The following is a 17,680-nucleotide window of genomic DNA, read 5'->3' as shown; positions in this document are numbered from 1 at the left end:
TCTGATTGTCTTATAATTGTAACAGAATGACAATGAATAATAAAATTAACGAAGAATACTGGTTAGGACTAATTGTCGATTATCTGTCAGGGACGATCTCTGAAGAGGATAAACTCTTATTAGATAATTGGATGGACGTTTCACAGGAAAATAAGGATTTTTTCGAACAGGTAAAAATGATTTATTATTCGGTCGAGGTGGTCAAGAATAAATCGGAATTCGATAAAGATAAAGCATATAATATATTTCTCCACCGTATAAGGACTGAGGAAAACCGGGCTGTAAACGATAATGAAACAGATATTCATTACAATCAGGAAAAACAATACACACGGAAGACACTGATTTGGATCGCCGGCATAGCAGCCTCTTTAGCCTTACTGATCGGATTGTCTTTCTCCTTTATCAGCATGCCTGGGAAACTGGCAGCACCCGGTAAAGTATTGGTGGAATCACCTCCGGGGCAAAAGACCAAGGTTTATTTACCCGATGGAACCCTGGTGTGGTTAAATTCCGGTTCGAATCTGACTTATTACACCGACTTTAATGTAAAAAACCGGAATGTGCAATTACAGGGAGAAGCCTTTTTTGATGTCTCGAAGAATCCACAATTGGCCTTCGATATACTTGCCGACGGGGTGAAGGTTGAAGTTTTGGGAACCTCATTTAATGTAAACGCTTATGGAACCGAAGATTATGTGGCTGTTTCCTTGCTCGAAGGCAAGGTTGCTGTAATGGATGCAAATAATAATGAGTTATTGTCCGGGCTATCGCCTCAACAAAAACTGGTAATAGATAAGCAAACAAAGAAATATGAGCTATTAAGCTGTGATGCCGATATGGACGGTATATGGCGCTATGGACAATTGAAGATCAATAACGATCCGATGTCTCAGGTTATTGCAAAAATGGAAAGGTGGTATGGTGTAAATATTCAGTTGGAAGGAGAACAACGTAGCGAGCGGTATTGGTTAACAATCAAAACGGAGTCGCTGACCGAGATACTGGAACTTATAAATAAGATTACACCTATAAGATATCAGATAAAAGGAGAGGAGGTGACAATCAGATACAAATAAGCCACAAAAAATACCGGATTAAGAAACTGCCATTTCTTAACCCGGAGAAACTCTTTCAATTATAGAAAACCGTGCACAAACATTTATGTTTTATTAAAACATAAGTTTCGCGTATTCACATAATTGTAAGGACAAAGATAATAGTTTATTTAACTTTAAGTACATTAACTATGACTAAATCAACACAATTCATAATAACATTATTGTCCGTAATGTTTATGCTGTCGACGGTATCACTCAAGGGAGAGGCCTTGCAGGCCAACCCGAAAGTAACGATTACCGGAGATATGTCCCTTAAAAGCCTGGTTGAGCAAATAGAGCAGAAAACCAGTTACACATTCGTTTTTAATACTTCTGTTGATCTGAACCAACTGGTCTCGGCCAACTTCCGGAATGAGAATGTTATAGATATATTGAAGAAGGCATTTGAAGGAAAAGGTATAAGCTACGAATTTATCGGCACACAGATTATACTTAAAAATGCTGCAGTTTCCCCAACGCAGATTACCCAGGGCAGGCTGATAAAAGGTACAGTAAGAGATGATGCGGGAGAACCATTGATTGGTGCAACGGTGAAAATTCTAGGCACAACCACGGCCACCCTTACCGATGTCGACGGGGCTTTTACCATAAATGTGCCATTGGGATCTACTCTTGAGTTCTCGTATGTGAGTTACAATACAGTTGAAAGCAAAGTAACAAATAATGCCCCCATAGATATAATATTATCCTCAAAATCACAGGCTTTGGATGAGGTAGTTATTGTAGGATATGGCACGCAGAAAAAGATAAACCTGACAGGTGCGGTAGGTGTGGTAACAGCCGAGGATATACAAAAACGCCCGATAACAAACGTATCTTCCGGACTACAGGGTCTTGTTCCCGGACTTACCATTCAGGGTAGTGCCAACGGCGGATTACCAGGACAATCGAATGCGACTATACGGGTACGTGGTATAGGTACTATTGCAAATACAAACCCTTTGGTGCTCATCGATGGTGTCGAAGGAGACATGAATATAATTAATCCGAATGATATAGAGAATATTTCCGTTCTGAAAGACGCAGCTTCCGCTTCTATATACGGAAACCGCGCTGCGAATGGGGTTATTCTCATTACCACCAAGAGTGTAAAAGGAAATGAAGCCAAACCGCAGATCAATTTTAATGGATATATAGGATTCCAGCAACCGACGAAACTGCCGGAAATGGCCGATTCGCCTACATATATGCGATGGGATATAGAAGCCAACAGGAATGTGGGTACTTCTCCGAACTTCTCTGAAGATGATATACAGAAAGTGCTGACTGGCTCTGATCCGAACTATTATGCCAACACCGACTGGGTGGATGCTCTATTCCGGTCGAGCGCTCCTCAGCAAAATTATAACATAAGTATCAATGGAAAAGGGAATAATATGGGATATCTGATTTCCTATGGATATCTTGATCAGGAAGGATTGCTTACAGGCAATGCCGCTACAACTACCCGCCATAATATCCGTTTGAAATTGAATACGAAAGTTGCAGACCTGATCGATCTGGATGCTAATATAGCGTACGTCGATCGTAAATATTCGGCTCCTACAGGTACTCTGGGAATCGCAGAGGGTGCTATCTATAATGCGATGCGGACATCTCCGCTTACTCCTGTCAGATTTACCGATGGAAGATGGGGATATGGCGGAGGCCAGTCTAATCAGGTTGCGGTGCTTAACGATGGTGGATCTCAGGTTTTTGCATCACAGGAGTTTACAGGTAATTTTTCGGCTAAGGTAGATATAATTAAAGGTTGGACTGCTTCTGCAAACTATACGATGCGAAAATCAAATTCGTTACGTGAAATATTATGGAAGACGATAAAATACTATTATCCCGAAACAGAAGATTTCTGGTATGCCACTACACCGACCAATGCTTACGAGAACAGGGATTATACGAACCTGCAGCAGACACTGTTTGCCCAAACGGATTACGATCTTAAAATAGGAAAGCATACATTGCATGTAATGGCCGGATTCCAACAAGAGTGGAACAGAAATACATCATTTACAGCCCGCCGCGATAGTTTGATAACAGAAATGGACCCTGTGTTAAGTCTGGGTTCGAATAACTATCAGTCGAATAGCGGAGGTGGAGATCAGTGGGCTATGCGTTCAGGATTCGGGCGTATAAATTATAATTTCAACGATAAATATTTACTGGAAGCTAACCTGCGCTACGACCTTACTTCCCGTTTTGTCAAAAGCAACCGGGGTGGTTGGTTCCCTTCGTTTTCGGGTGCCTGGCGTATTTCGGAAGAAGCTTTTATGGAAAAAAGCCGAAGCTGGCTCGATCAACTGAAAGTCAGAGCTTCATGGGGTATCCTGGGTAATCAGTTTTCAACAAGCAGCAACGACTATCCATATATATCGACCATCGGTGAGCTGACCGGAGCTACCGACCGGGTTACTATTGGTGGTCAGGCTAATGATGTGTATACAGAGATCTATATAGGGAATCCAAACCTCATCTGGGAAAAGTCGTACAGTACGAATATCGGTGTCGATGTTTCGGTGTTGAACAGCAGGTTAAGCCTCACAGCCGACTACTACGTACGAACAACAAAAGGGATGGTTATAGACAAATACTACCCTAATCAGATCGGCTTCTCCAGTTTGCAGGAGAATGCGGGACATGTACAGAATAAAGGCTGGGATATTCAGATCGACTGGAATGACAGGATAGGTAAGGATCTCCGTTATGGAGCAACATTTACTTTATCCGATGTTAAGAATAAGATAACCCGGTTTGGTGATCCTCAGTATGGTACTTATAATATTAAGCGTGAAGGTGATCCTATCAATGCCCTGTACGGCCTTGTTGCCGATGGATTGGCAATGCCTTCCGATTTTGAATATTACGATCCCACTTCAGGAAAATATAAGAATCCGTTATTCCCGGTAATGTCAGGCGACAAAGACCTTGTGCAGCCCGGAGATATTAAATATAAAGACCTGGATAACAGTGGTGATATAGATCTGGATAATGACCGTAAAATAGTAGGTAATCCTTTCCCTCGTTATACATTCTCTTTCAGGGGGTATCTGAATTATAAAGGTATAGATTTCAGTTTCTTATTACAGGGAGTAGGGAAAGCCGACGGATATATCTACGGGCCGGCACGCCATGCTTTTATCGACCAGTCCACTTATCCTCAGAAATTTCATGAAGGACGTTATCAGGCTTCTAATCCGAACCCGGATGCTGTTTATCCGCGTTTTACATATAACTCGAACCTGAATTCTAAAAACTTCTCGACATTCTGGATGGAAGACGCATCTTACCTCCGATTGAAAAATATTCAGATAGGATACAGCCTGCCTGCGAAAATCATCAATCCGTTAAGATTGTCGAATTGCCGTTTCTATGTTTCTGCTGACAACCTGTTTACGGTTTCCGACTACTTCTCAACCTGCGATCCGGAATCAGCGGTACAGGGAGGAGGAAATTATCCTCAGGTTAAGACATTTGTTTTTGGTATTAATTTCACATTAAAATAAGGCGAATAACTATGAAAACGAAAAAATATATCCTTTTGGGTGTCATAGCCTGTTTATTTAGTTTGTCCTCCTGTAACGATTCTTTTCTGGAGAGACCTCCTGTATCTGAACTGACCGATGAAAATTTCTGGCAGACAGAACAGCATGTGAAAAGTGCAGCTAATGCATGTTATGCTTCACTTATCGGAAAAGATGTTGTTAACTATGGAGAATTGCTCGGCGATAATACAATGTGGTATCAGTTGAATGCATGGCGTCAGATTGGTAGCGGGCTCTACGGTTCCGATTTCGGAACATTGAATACCAACTGGATTGCCTTCTATGCAAAAATAAGGAGGTGTAATTATTTCCTGGAAAATTACCAGAGAGCTACCGAAGTGAGTTCATCTACCCTGGAGAAATATGCAGGAGAAGTAAAATTCCTGCGTGCGTTCAACTACTTCTATCTTACTTCATTCTGGGGCGATGTGCCGATGGTAATGAGAACCATCAAGACTGATGAGCCCGAAGTCTATGATTCACGTGCACCACGTTCGGAAATTATAGATTATATATTGAAAGACCTTGACGATGCTGCTGAAGTATTACCAGGATACATCGCACCTGCAACAAGCAACTTTGGCCGTATATCAGCCACTGCTGCTATCGCCCTGAAGGCACGTATTGCTTTGCAGAATGAACGCTGGGATGTTGCCGAACAGGCTTGCCTGAGACTGATGCCGGGGGGAGATCTGGCATATCATGAACTGTATTCGACAGGTAATCCCGCCAAAGATTATTTTGACCTGTTTACATTTGCAGGCCGTGCATCACGTATGCCGCATAATAAGGAAACGATCCTTGCTTATGTGTATAACTATGACCTGGCTGCTACGGCACGTACATATCATAACCTGAGTCGCGAACTTATGGTGCCTGACCAGATTATACGTTTCAATCCTACTCAGGCACATATCGATTCCTACTTGTGTGATGACGGATTGCCTATCGAAAAATCGCCTAAATATAAAGGAAACGGGACATATACTCCGGCATATAGTGCCTATGACAGTATATTTGTCAGCCGTGATCCACGTATGAAACAATCTATCCTATATCCGGGATACGATAAATGGGAAGGAAAAGAAGACGGGCGTGGAACAGCAGCCATCAATTCTAAAATATTTATGTCTCCTAAATTCAATAACGATAAAAAAGGAGCGACTACTCTGACCGGTTATTATGTACTCAAATATTGTGAACCAACTAAAGTGCCTACTTACAACCGTGACGATAATGATATTGTTATATTGCGTTATGGGGATGTTTTACTGATGTATGCCGAAGCCATGTTCAAGCAGGGTAAGCTTACACAAAGTGTAGTAGACCAAAGTATAAATCTACTGAGAGACAGGGTAGGGATGAAGAGAATGGTGCTGACAGAACTTACTGCAAACGGAATGGATCTGGAATATGAACTACATCGCGAACGCAGAGTGGAAATGTTTATGGAGGGTATGCGCTGGTTCGATCTCGTCCGCTGGAAAGAAGGTTACCGTTTAGGCGTAGACCCATCGGAGTCAGCCGAAAAACAAGCTATGGGTATAATGAGGGGATTGCGCAAGGATAATGCTTATAACCAGTCGCAGATATCCGATCAGCGTTTCGATGATAAGGGATATATGATATTCGACGATGCACGTATTTTCTCCAATCCTAAAAATTATCTGTTCTCTTTACCATACAGGCAGATGGAACTAAATCCTAATCTGAAACCGAACAATCAGGGATGGGATTAAATACCCGGATACCGGATTATTACTAAAAATAAACAAAATGGATAATATGATGAAAAAACTGATATGTGTACTGGTACTTGCCGTTGTTGTGATGGCGGCAGGTGCGCAGACAAAGCTTAAAATATTCAACTATAATGTGCGGATGTCCGGACAGATGGTTAATTATTCAGCGAAACCATTCGCCGAGCTTATCAAACAGCAGAATCCTGATTTTGTAATGTTGCAGGAAGTTGATTTCAATACTACCCGCAACGGGAATAAGGACTTCCTTACCGAACTGGCTGCCGAATTAGGCATGTTTTCGGCTTTTGGTAAAGCTATCGATTATCAGAATGGTGAGTATGGAGTTGGTATTTTATCAAAGTATCCGATCGAAAAAATATCCAATAATCAGTTGACAAGCAGCCGCTCTGATATAAAAGAAAAGCGTACGGTTTTGTATATCGATGTAACTGTTGACGGACAAAAGCTGCGGGTAGCGTCTACGCACCTCGATAATTCGACAGCCGATGTAAGAACTGATATGGTGAATCAGATGAATTCTTATCTCAGCAATGGAGGAGTACCTGTTATTCTGGCTGGTGATTTTAATGCTTATCCGACTGAGCAAACGATTACCAACGGTATGAACTCGTGGCAAAAGATCTGTGACAATCTGCCTACTATCTCGGCTTCGAATCCGACCAGTAAGATCGATTATATATTTGCCAAACCTCTTAACGGGTGGAATGTTGTAAGTTATCAGCGGGTAATCAGGACCGATTTGTCCGATCATATTGCTTTGGTAGCCGAAGTGGAACTTAAATAAGAAATGGATATGAAAAGTTTATTGAAAATATCATCATTATTATTATCATTTTGCTTTTTAGTAATGTCATGTTCGGGCAGTGACGATGACGATACGGGTAATGGTAACGGCAATGGGCAGGAAAAGCCCTGGGATAAATCCAGAACAGCCAAAGTGCTGGTTATTTCCACTTTGTCGGAAGGAAACTTGTTTTCCGGAACGGATTATACTACTGTAGTCAACACTGTTAAGAATACGGAGCATGCGGTCGTACTTCTCGACCGGAGCAATGTTTCTTTTACAGGGGCAATAATGGCCAATCCGGGTGTAAATGTAGCATCTCTTTCAAAACATATCCCTGTCTTTGTCCCTGTTGATAAGGGTAATAATACTTATACAGGAAACACTGTTCTGTTCGATCAACCGATACAATCTTTGGAACAACGGAAAGTAACCGATTATTGCTGGTTGATGAAGCAGGATGTGAATTTTACATCAAGCCTGGTTATGAATTTTTCGACAGTATCCTTCAATGCCGAAAGCCAGCTCGATGCAGGTGTTAGTTTGATTAAGAGTTCGGTGGGAAATTCTACTCTGATAATCGGAGTTGTGAAAAGGAATCTCTCATCAGCGTTTGAGTCTAAAATATCCGAATCATTCGGTAAGGGAAACTATACACTGGAACTTATGAAAAATTCAGATGCTAACAGTGTTTACAGTATCTATGTACTGGGTTCTCCAAAATGGAAGTTCAGGGAATTGACCGAGGCAACAGTGTCGGGTAATATTAAGAGCTTCCTTGTACAAGTAGAATATTTAAAATAAAGCGATGATGTATAAGAAATATAACCTCTGGATTGGATTCCTCATACTTTTCTTTATTTCTACGGGCTATGCCACAGCACAGGAAAAGACAACATTGAAAATAATGTGCTATAATCTCCGTTTTGGCGAACTGGCATCCCTTGAAGAACTGGCTGAGTTTATAAAGAAGGAGAATCCTGATATAGTTGCTTTACAGGAGGTCGATGTGAATACAATGCGCACAAGAGCTCCGCACCAGAACGGGAAGAATTTTATTTCCGAACTGGCTTTTCGTACAGGTATGTTGTCATTATATGGGAAGACTATCCCGTATGCAGGAGGATATTATGGTATTGGGATTCTTTCCAAATATCCGTTTGCTTCCTCGAAACGCATATTATTGCCGATGCCGGAAGGGGCGAAGGAGCAAAGGGCTGTTTTAATCAGCGAGGTAGAACTACCTGAAAAGCAAACTATAACGTTCGCCTGTACTCATCTCGATTACACGACCTCGGAAGTTAGGCAGGCGCAGGTGAAATTTATTAATAATATCCTGCTGCAAAGTGAGAGCCCGGCTATCTTGTGTGGCGATTTCAATGCAAAGCCCGATTCGAAAGAAATCAATATCGATATGAATGACTGGCTGCAGGCTGCCAGTTCAGACTATACGATTCCGGCCAAAGCACCGAAATCAAAAATCGATTATATTTTTTGTTATCCTAAGAATATATGGACGATTGAAGATGCTTATACCCCGAAAGTACAATTATCGGATCATCTGCCAGTCATATCCATTTTGACCTTAAACTGATTGATTATAAATAAAAAAAGTAAATAAGTTATGAAAAATAGATATATACGATATGCGCTTTTTTGTATTCCGTTGATCATTGCGACACTGTTTACCGGTTGCAGTGATGATAAAGAGATCAACTATCTTGATGATAATGCATATCCGCCGCCGTCGGTCAGTATCACATCGTCTGCATCATTAGATGAGGTGGTATATGCAAATGAAGAAACTGTGACGGGTGTAGTCGAATCCCCGAATGGATTACGCGATGTATACGGAACCGTTTTACGGAAAGTGGGCGATAGTTATGAAGAGATAGATAAGGATAAGCGTATTCCTTTTAAACTGGATGAATTCCCCAAGAAATTGGAATTTTCGATCAATATACCGGTGAATTATGAAGATGTTGCCGCCTTTAAGATCGTGGCCACGGATATCCTTACCAAAGAAAGTGAGCAGATAATCCCGATAAGCCATATCTCGGGCATCCCTCCTAAAGTAACGACAGATCCAACTGAAATAGCTACAGTGGAACTTAATGCTGATGTGACGGTAAAAGCAAAAATAACAACTACCGAGGGATTGAAAACACTGACATACACACTTGTGCAGAAATCACCGTATAAGGAATTACATCCTCTTACAAGCATTTCAGTGTCGGGTGAAATGGAGAAGGATATCCAGTTTACAGTAAATGTAGATGATGAAAACGCAGAAGCTGTCGCTATTATTGTTACCGACAATAAAGGTATAGTAACAACCGCTTTCGTAGATATAAAGAGGATTACGGGAATACCATCGGGAAGAGCGTCTATATTTGACAATGTTGAGATGGCTCCGGAATGGGAGAATCCGTCTAATCCTGACCAACCGTATGTATTCTCTGTGGATGGTATAACTGTGGGAGGAACAGTCAAAAATGTACTGTCTCTACGCGAAATATCCGGCTCTTCAGGAGGAAGCGTTGATTTCATGTTTGCAAATCTATGGCGAAATCAAACGACTTTTGGTAGAGTTGCTAACAGGGGTTTTGCTTTTGTGGGAGCCGAACGTATACTTGGAGGACCGGTAGGCCGCCAAAAAGATGAAAGCTGGTTAGCTCCGGTGACTAAAAATATGGCATTCTTCAAAGTCATAACTGATGATCTGGTTGCATCTATGAATTTGGATGATTTCTTTGAAAATACCACAGGTAACTGGCAAACATACGAAACACTCGATCTGCTGGCTAGCTATGTTCCTGAAACTGCTAACGACAAATTGCTCGTACAACGTATTAATGCGGGATCAAGCGGGACATGCAGCCTTCAAATTCAGGATGGCACGTATATTGCGTTTAAACGTCAAACCGGAGGTAATTATAAATATGGTATTATAAAAGTTATTACAGCGGCAGACGATTCGGGTGCATCATCCGATGGATGTAAGATTGACGATGTAACAACCGGTGGCGGAGCAAATGATTATTATACAGGCTCCGGACTATCTGGATTTAATTATACAGGTGTAGCCTCTTTATATGGCAAAAAGTGTAAACTGAAAATAATCGTTCAGAAATAAATCATAAAAGGATGTGCAGAACTTAACGTTCTGCACTTCTTTTCTAATCAGATTTTTTAAGAGAACTGAATTGGTAACGGCAATACCATTGTCGATAAGTTTGCTGTTGCCTGATTAAATATATCTTATATGAAGTATTTGAATATATCTATTGTTATCTTTCTATTGTCTCTGATGTTGTTCCATGTTTCCTGTACGGACAATAAGGATAATGAAGTGATGCGCTCTATGGTGATCCGTCTGATCCCGGCTCATGCTGACAAATTTCTGTTCGAAGTTTTACAGGAAGATACTATCGATGTATTCGAAGTTGAGTCTTCCAACAGAAATATTGTGATCCGGGGAAATAATGAGAATTCAATGGCCGTAGGATTGAATCACTATCTTAAATACTATTGTCTTACAACAGTCTCGTGGCATTCATACGATTCCATCCGTATGCCGGATAAGCTACCGCCTGTTCCGGCAAAAGTGCGGATAGAAGCCAGAACGGCCAACCGCTTTTTTCTCAATTATTGTACTTTCGGATACTCTATGCCGTGGTGGAAGTGGGAACAGTGGGAACGTTTCATCGACTGGATGGCGCTTAATGGAGTAAATATGCCGTTAGCTACAACCGGGCAGGAATCAGTATGGCATAGGGTATGGTTCAGATTGGGACTGACCGATGACGAGATAAGGAATTATTTTACCGGTCCGGCTTATTTGCCGTGGCACCGTATGGCTAATATCGATTCATGGCAAGGCCCTTTGCCCGAGGAATGGATGGATGATCAGGAAGAACTACAAAAGAAAATTGTAGCCCGGGAACGGCAATTCAATATGAAGCCCGTACTGCCGGCTTTTGCAGGTCACATACCCCCTGCTCTCAAACGTATTTACCCCGACCTGAAGATGACCCAGGTAAAATATTGGGCTCGTTTTGGAGATCAGTACAGATGTCACTTCCTCGATCCTCTTGATCCGTTGTTTGCTACTATCCAGAAGGATTATCTTCAAGAGCAGACCCGTTTGTTCGGCACAGATCATATTTATGGCATCGATCCGTTCAATGAAATCGATCCGCCCAGTTGGAGACTCGATTCATTGGCTTCATATTCCGGAAATATGTATAAGTCGATAGAAGCGGTGGATAAGGATGCAGTCTGGCTGCAAATGACCTGGCTGTTCTACTTCGCCCAGAAGAAATGGACAGACGACCGTATAGAATCATATATAACCGCTCCACCATCTGACAAAATGTTGCTGCTCGATTATTATTGCGATAATACTGAAGTCTGGAAGCGTACGGACAGTTATCACGGCAGGCCGTTTATCTGGTGCTATCTCGGCAATTTCGGAGAAAATACCACACTGATCGGCAATCTGAAAGAAACAGGCGAAAAGATCAGGAATGTTTATAAATCTGGTGGAGATAACTTTGCCGGCCTAGGATGTACTCTCGAAGGCTTGGATATCAATCCGTTCATGTATGAATATGTTTTGGAGAAAGCATGGAACTACAATGTTTCGGATGAATTGTGGATTCAGAAGCTGGCTGACAGGCGCATAGGAAAACAAAGTGAACCTGTGCGCAAGGCATGGCGCGATATGTACAATAAAATATATATCCAGGGAGTACATACACGGTATGGAACAGCAGCTATACGCCCCACATTTGCTGGTGAGGGATTCGATAATTCGCATGTGAAAATAGGTTACGATAACAAAGCGTTGTTACTGGTCTGGCAAAACTTGCTGAGAGATAAATCTATTGACCGGGAATCTTACATATTCGACGTGATTAATGTGGGAAGGCAAGTGCTTGACAATTATTCAGTAGAAATAAGGAAAGAGTTTACTCAGGCATATCTTAAAAAGGAAGTTCCGTTAATGGAGCAGAAGGCAACAGAATTACAGGCATTGCTTTACGACATGGATATGATGTTGTCATACCATCCTTCATTCTCTCTGGAGAAATGGATCGGTGATGCCCGTGCGATGGGTAAAGATGATATTTCGAAGAATTTCTATGAAGGAAATGCCCGTACACTTCTTTCTGTATGGGGCGATACCGACCGTTTGGTCGATTATGCCCGCCGGTCATGGGCGGGATTGACGTCTACCTATTATGCGCCACGTTGGAAGATGTTTACAGATAAGGTAATCAGCAATGTAAAAGCCGGGCGTAAATTTGATGAAAAAGCTTTTGTGAAAGAACTGGATATATATGAAAGACAATGGGCTAAATCGACAAAGCCTATGCCTGTCTACGATCATTCCATCCCGGCAGTAGATGTTGTCTGTGAGCTAATGAATAAGTATGCCGACAGAATAAATAAAACCGAAAACGAATAGAGTTTAGTTTGTTAAGCATTGTTGATTTTAGCAGAATTTTTATTTTGATATATACAGTGGAAAGAGACTTCTTTTCACTGTATATATTATAGGGCGATCAGGCAAGTGTATATTTACACTCAATCTGCATTGTTCAGTTTCAATATTCTTACTATATTCTCAATTGTCCTCTCCACATTATCAGACGCAGACTCAATGGCCTCTTCCATTGTCATCACTCCCGGCATAATACCTAAGATAGCGTCAAACCCGAAAGAGTATAGTTGTTCAACTCCTTTTCCTATATATCCGGCTATGGCTATTACACTTTTACCCTCTTCTTTGGCTACTTTTGCCACGCCATAAGGCGTTTTTCCGTATTGGGTCTGGAAATCGATACCTCCTTCACCAGTGAATACAATATTGGCTTTCTTTACTATTTCCCGCAGGTTTGTATAGCTGATAATAATCTCTACTCCTTTTTCAAGACGGGCATTGGCAAAAGTCAGCAATCCGGCGCCTAAGCCTCCGGCAGCTCCAGCCCCGGGAACATTTTTTACGTCTTTTAATAGTTGCATCTTTATCATTTCGGCATAATGCTCCAAAGCATTGTCAAGTTCAATGACCATATCGGGTGTCGCACCTTTTTGTGGGCTGAACACATAAGACGCACCCGTCTCTCCGCAAAGAGGATTGGTTACATCACAGGCTACTTCGATATCCACGTCCCGAAGGCGGGAGTCAATAGCTGAAATATCTATTACGGATAAATTCTTTAATGCTGCGCCTCCCGAAGGTAACTCTTTTCCCTGATTATCTAAAAACCTTACACCCAAAGCTTGTGCGAAACCTGCTCCTCCGTCATTTGTCGCACTACCTCCGATTCCCAGTATGATTTTCTTGATACCCTTATCCAGACATGCCTTTACTAATTCACCTGTTCCGTAAGTCGTAGTGATAAGTGGGTTTCGTGTATCCTTATTTACAAAATGAATACCGCTGGCCGAAGCCATTTCGATAGCAGCGGTTTTTCCGTCTCCCATTATTCCATATTTAGCCATCACTGGTGTGCCTAAAGGCCCGGTAACTTCCAGCTCATATATCTTACCCCCGGTTGCGTCGACAAGTGATTGTACGGTGCCTTCTCCTCCATCGGCCATGGGAACTTTAATACATTCTGCGTCGGGCATCACTTTTTTTATTCCTCGTTCCATTGCCAGGCAAACCTGTCCGGCGGTTAACGAACCTTTAAACGAATCGGGTGCTAATACAAATACCGGTTTTTTCATAATATACTGTCTTTTAATATTCTATTTTTATTTTTATAGAAGTCTTATATTTTAGTGTCTTTTCTGTTTATGTTTTTCTGAATCGGATTACAAGATGTTATCTGAAATCCTGATAAAAAATCACTGAAAATTTTGATATGATCCAGCCTTGAACTGATCTCTGCAAAAGCAATTAAAAATAAGAAAAAACTCTTTATCCGGATTGGTTTTTTCAAACAAAAATCTGAAATTGTGTTAATTGGAGAATTCTATAATACTAAGATATTTGAAAATATAAGAATCCGGTTGTTAATGCGAATCAGTAGTTAAATTTAATTGTTCTATTTTACTAACGCGCCTGTCGGCTTGTTTTCTCAACTTTTGTCTTGATACAAAAGTTACAAAAAATCAAGGCTTCATTCCTCCGGCGACCCAAAACCGGCGTTGCGGCTGAACAAAAAGAACTCGCTCATCAGCAGGGCTAAATACGAATCTTACGTGTAAGCTCGAACAGCTTTTTGTTCTACGCCTTCACTGCCGGATTGGGTGCCCCGCCTGCGGAACGTATGCCGGAGTCGCAATGCGGCGACAAAGGTTACCACACCCTTGTCAGGCGTCCGCCCGGTGGCATTAGTCCGAAGTGCGGGGCACCCGTCAGGCGAAAGGGGCGTGAAATGGGAAGCGTCCGCAGGACAATCTTTCCATTTAGCCCGTGAGCCTGTAACGGGTCGCACGGAGGATGAGCCACCAAAGCGTTTTTGGTTCCTTTTGCGGCTTTGGGCAAAAGGAACACAAGCAATCTTTGATTGCGCGTAGTAAAAAATAATAGAACAATTAAATTTAACTACTGATCCGCGTTATTAATTATTCTTCTTCGGCGTGAAATGGAAAAAACTTATGACTATAAGCCGGTGGTTAGTTGCCTAAAACCGATAAGATTTGCATGTTTTTTGTTAACCGATAACTGAAAATGACTTATATTTGAAAGATTATTACTAACAAATAAAATATAATAGAGTTATGAGCTTTTGGAATAAACTGAAAGGCGAACTGATAGATATTATCGAATTTCTTGATAATACGCAGGATACGATAGTATACCGGTTCGAACGCCACAATAATGAGATAAAGAACAATGCCAAACTGATCGTGCGTGAAGGCCAGATGGCTGTTTTTGTGAATGAAGGCCAGATAGCCGATACTTTCTCTCCGGGAACATATAACCTGAATACACAGAACCTTCCTATCCTTAGTACATTACAAGGATGGAAATATGGTTTTAACAGCCCGTTCAAGGCAGAGGTCTACTTTGTAAGTACGAAGAATTTTATCGATCAGAAATGGGGAACTAAAAATGCCCTGATACTCAATGATAGCCGTTTCGGCATGGTAGAGATCAGAGCATTCGGTATTTACTCATTCAAAATAACTGACGCTCCGGTGTTTATCCGTGAAATCGTAGGTACTAACCAGACTTTCACGACCGAACATATCCAGGAGCAGCTGAAAAGTATCATAGTAACCCGTTTCAGCGATTCTGTCGGAGAAACTAACTTGCCAATAGAATCGTATGCGGCCAACCTCAACGAGCTTTCAGCAGCCATTTTTGGTTATATGAAAGATGATTTTGCGGCTTATGGTATGGACGTTACCAAATTCCTGATCGAGAACGTATCGATGCCGGAAGAAGTTAAGAAAGAGATATTCGAACTTAGCCGCCTGGATAAGATCGATCTGGATAAGCTGATGAAACTGAAAGCAGCCAAATCGCTGGAGGCCGCTGCGGAAAACCCATCGGGAACAGCCGGAATGGGTATCGGTCTGGGGGCAGGTATGGCAATGGCCAATCAGATGACTCAGGCTATGGCCGGACAGGCGCAGAATAATCAAACCAATCAGAATGCACAGACACCTCCTCCAATACCGGGTACGGTAGCATATTATGTTGTAATAGACGGAAAACAGGCCGGGCCATTTGATAAGAACAGTATGAAAGATCTTGCTGCCAGAAGTGTGCTTACAAGGGAAACATTGGTGTGGAAACAAGGAATGTCTGATTGGGTATTGGCCGGAGGCCAAACCGATTTGCAGGATTTGTGGACAATGACACCTCCTCCGATTCCAAAACAAGATTGATAAATGTCCGGACTAACAGAAAATATACCTCTGGGGAGTGATTCATACCAGTGCTCGAATTGTGGTGCTCCTCTGAAATATAAGCCGGGAACAAACTTTCTTCATTGCGATTACTGTGGGGTTGATACACCTATTGATGCCAAAGTTGTGGATGAAGTTGAAGAGCTTGATTTTGAGCAATATGCTCAAAATGTAGAGAAGCTGGTTTCTTCCACGACTAAAGTTATTTCGTGTAGTAAATGCGGTGCGGAATCTAATTTTGAAGAGAATCTGAAATCGGCGGCATGTCCTTATTGCAATACCCCTTTTGTAGAATCGAATGTGCACGAAGAGCGGCTTATTCAGCCGTCTTATCTGTTGCCGTTCAAGCTTGCTGATAACGAGATGCAGCTTCATATGAACTCATGGATCAAATCTTTATGGTTTGCACCTAATAAATTGAAAAAAATGGCCTTGCTTTCTGCTAAAAAACAAGGTGTATATATTCCATGCTGGACATATGATGCCCAGACCGAAACAGATTATACCGGGCAAAGGGGCGACACTTATACCACTACCGTTGGTTCCGGTAAAAACAGGCGTACTGTCACACGCACGCGCTGGTCGTATCGTAGTGGCCACATATCCCTGTTTTTCGATGATATACTCGTGACAGCTTCACGGATGATCCCCATGGCAATAATGAATAAGATCCATAACTGGGACACGATGAATATGGTGGAAGCCGATAACCGTTTCCTCAGCGGCTTCATCACAGAAAAGTATGTGATGAATATGACAGATGGCTACGAATATGCCAAGCAGATGATGGAATCGGAAATAGATTACGCTATCAGAAGGGATATCGGCGGGGACAGGCAACAGATCGATTCGAAACGGACAAGGATAAGTGATATAAAATTCAAACTGATATTATTGCCTGTGTATATGTCGTCCTATACCTATAAGAATAAGCTATACCACTTTTTTGTAAATGGACGTACAGGCCGTACTACGGGCGACCGTCCATATAGTGCGGTGAAAATAACTTTTGCTGTAATTGCCGGACTGATAGCATTGGCAGCTTTTATATGGTTTATAAATACTCAAAGTTGAAAGTATGAAAGTTTGTAAAGGGAATATACCGTCAGGGTCTTTGACAGAAGGTTATCTGCCGGTTGATTATTCGGATGTATATGTTTGTCAGGTGGATGATTTGAAAGATATAACCCCCGATGATATTATGGTTTCTTTTTGGACTGCAATGCCTAAATGGGTAGACAATTTATTCAAACTACGAAACCTGTTGGTTAAACCTTTAGGCCTGAAAACAGAAGAAGAATCTAAATTTGCCGATTTGGAAAGATGTATAAGGACAGGAGGTGAAGCCGGAATGGTATCCGTACCCGGAAAGTCGCATGATGAAACAATCCTTAAGTTGACGGATAAACATCTTACGGCTTATATCTCTGTCTATATAGAAGGCCGTAGAAACGTATATGCCACGACTTTAGTAAGTTTTCATAAAAAGATAGGGTATATGTATTTTTACACCATATACCCGTTCCATCATATTGTTGTAAGGAGGTTGCTGAAAAGCACGATGGAAAGGCTGACAGGTAAATGAACTCTATCTTT

At 41.7% G+C, this 17,680-nt stretch carries 13 protein-coding genes; 11 read left to right on the top strand and 2 right to left on the bottom strand.

Translation table 11 applies throughout. The features are described 5' to 3' along the window. Positions 1 to 32 precede the first annotated feature (32 nt). From GGR21_RS13135 to GGR21_RS13100, 8 genes are all read left to right on the top strand, one after another. Positions 33 to 1,079: a FecR family protein gene (locus tag GGR21_RS13135; RefSeq protein ID WP_183307694.1), complete on the top strand. Its 1,047-nt coding sequence runs from the start codon at positions 33 to 35 to the stop codon at positions 1,077 to 1,079. Between the two features lie 170 nt (positions 1,080 to 1,249). Continuing rightward, complete coding sequence (locus GGR21_RS13130; RefSeq protein WP_183307693.1) at positions 1,250 to 4,621, top strand: TonB-dependent receptor; 3,372 nt, start codon at positions 1,250 to 1,252, stop codon at positions 4,619 to 4,621. An 11-nt stretch (positions 4,622 to 4,632) separates the two neighbouring features. Beyond that, complete coding sequence (locus GGR21_RS13125; protein WP_183307692.1) at positions 4,633 to 6,399, top strand: RagB/SusD family nutrient uptake outer membrane protein; 1,767 nt, start codon at positions 4,633 to 4,635, stop codon at positions 6,397 to 6,399. Between the two features lie 46 nt (positions 6,400 to 6,445). Then, a complete protein-coding gene (locus GGR21_RS13120; RefSeq protein WP_246348074.1) occupies positions 6,446 to 7,207 on the top strand; it encodes an endonuclease/exonuclease/phosphatase family protein in 762 nt (253 codons plus the stop codon). 9 nt (positions 7,208 to 7,216) lie between these two features. Next, on the top strand, positions 7,217 to 8,011 hold the full coding sequence (locus GGR21_RS13115; RefSeq protein WP_183307690.1) for a hypothetical protein: 795 nt from the start codon (positions 7,217 to 7,219) through the stop codon (positions 8,009 to 8,011). A gap of 7 nt (positions 8,012 to 8,018) precedes the next feature. Continuing rightward, positions 8,019 to 8,801 carry an endonuclease/exonuclease/phosphatase family protein gene (locus GGR21_RS13110; protein ID WP_183307775.1) on the top strand — a complete coding sequence of 261 codons (783 nt, stop codon included), beginning with the start codon at positions 8,019 to 8,021 and terminating at the stop codon, positions 8,799 to 8,801. A 30-nt stretch (positions 8,802 to 8,831) separates the two neighbouring features. Beyond that, positions 8,832 to 10,343 (top strand): hypothetical protein, encoded by a 1,512-nt coding sequence (locus GGR21_RS13105; protein WP_183307689.1) that lies wholly within the window; start codon positions 8,832 to 8,834, stop codon positions 10,341 to 10,343. A 129-nt stretch (positions 10,344 to 10,472) separates the two neighbouring features. Continuing rightward, positions 10,473 to 12,680, top strand: coding sequence for an alpha-N-acetylglucosaminidase (locus tag GGR21_RS13100; protein ID WP_183307688.1), 2,208 nt, complete (start codon positions 10,473 to 10,475; stop codon positions 12,678 to 12,680). Between the two features lie 119 nt (positions 12,681 to 12,799). On the opposite strand, the gene GGR21_RS13095 is transcribed toward GGR21_RS13100, so the two are convergent. Together GGR21_RS13095 and GGR21_RS13090 are read right to left on the bottom strand one after the other, a co-directional pair. Continuing rightward, entirely contained in the window at positions 12,800 to 13,948 is a 1,149-nt protein-coding gene (locus tag GGR21_RS13095; RefSeq protein WP_183307687.1) for a glycerate kinase family protein, read from the bottom strand. 574 nt (positions 13,949 to 14,522) lie between these two features. Continuing rightward, complete coding sequence (locus GGR21_RS13090; RefSeq protein ID WP_183307686.1) at positions 14,523 to 14,720, bottom strand: hypothetical protein; 198 nt, start codon at positions 14,718 to 14,720, stop codon at positions 14,523 to 14,525. A gap of 227 nt (positions 14,721 to 14,947) precedes the next feature. Between GGR21_RS13090 and GGR21_RS13085 the strand changes: the two genes are divergently transcribed. Genes GGR21_RS13085 through GGR21_RS13075 form a run of 3 tightly spaced genes read left to right on the top strand, consistent with a single transcriptional unit; the run spans position 14,948 to position 17,669 of the window. Further along, positions 14,948 to 16,063, top strand: a complete 1,116-nt coding sequence (locus GGR21_RS13085; protein WP_183307685.1) for an SPFH domain-containing protein — start codon at positions 14,948 to 14,950, stop codon at positions 16,061 to 16,063. Between the two features lie 3 nt (positions 16,064 to 16,066). After that, the gene (locus GGR21_RS13080; protein WP_183307684.1) at positions 16,067 to 17,158 is read left to right on the top strand and encodes a hypothetical protein; all 1,092 of its coding nucleotides are present in this window, start codon (positions 16,067 to 16,069) and stop codon (positions 17,156 to 17,158) included. 4 nt (positions 17,159 to 17,162) lie between these two features. Then, positions 17,163 to 17,669 carry a DUF2867 domain-containing protein gene (locus GGR21_RS13075; RefSeq protein WP_183307683.1) on the top strand — a complete coding sequence of 169 codons (507 nt, stop codon included), beginning with the start codon at positions 17,163 to 17,165 and terminating at the stop codon, positions 17,667 to 17,669. The last annotated feature ends 11 nt before the right edge of the window (positions 17,670 to 17,680 follow it).

This window comes from Dysgonomonas hofstadii, assembly GCF_014196915.1.
Lineage (GTDB): Bacteria > Bacteroidota > Bacteroidia > Bacteroidales > Dysgonomonadaceae > Dysgonomonas > Dysgonomonas hofstadii.
This window is presented reverse-complemented; position numbering and strand designations above follow the sequence as displayed.

Bases quoted from the DNA above. Each gene is read 5' to 3' on its own strand.
- GGR21_RS13080 (WP_183307684.1), top strand. From the start codon at position 16,067: ATGTCCGGACTAACAGAAAATATACCTCTGGGGAGTGATTCATACCAG.
- GGR21_RS13125 (WP_183307692.1), top strand. From the start codon at position 4,633: ATGAAAACGAAAAAATATATCCTTTTGGGTGTCATAGCCTGTTTATTT.
- GGR21_RS13115 (WP_183307690.1), top strand. From the start codon at position 7,217: ATGAAAAGTTTATTGAAAATATCATCATTATTATTATCATTTTGCTTT.
- GGR21_RS13130 (WP_183307693.1), top strand. From the start codon at position 1,250: ATGACTAAATCAACACAATTCATAATAACATTATTGTCCGTAATGTTT.
- GGR21_RS13120 (WP_246348074.1), top strand. From the start codon at position 6,446: ATGATGAAAAAACTGATATGTGTACTGGTACTTGCCGTTGTTGTGATG.
- GGR21_RS13085 (WP_183307685.1), top strand. From the start codon at position 14,948: ATGAGCTTTTGGAATAAACTGAAAGGCGAACTGATAGATATTATCGAA.
- GGR21_RS13105 (WP_183307689.1), top strand. From the start codon at position 8,832: ATGAAAAATAGATATATACGATATGCGCTTTTTTGTATTCCGTTGATC.
- GGR21_RS13075 (WP_183307683.1), top strand. From the start codon at position 17,163: ATGAAAGTTTGTAAAGGGAATATACCGTCAGGGTCTTTGACAGAAGGT.
- GGR21_RS13095 (WP_183307687.1), bottom strand. From the start codon at position 13,948: ATGAAAAAACCGGTATTTGTATTAGCACCCGATTCGTTTAAAGGTTCG.
- GGR21_RS13135 (WP_183307694.1), top strand. From the start codon at position 33: ATGAATAATAAAATTAACGAAGAATACTGGTTAGGACTAATTGTCGAT.
- GGR21_RS13110 (WP_183307775.1), top strand. From the start codon at position 8,019: ATGTATAAGAAATATAACCTCTGGATTGGATTCCTCATACTTTTCTTT.
- GGR21_RS13100 (WP_183307688.1), top strand. From the start codon at position 10,473: ATGAAGTATTTGAATATATCTATTGTTATCTTTCTATTGTCTCTGATG.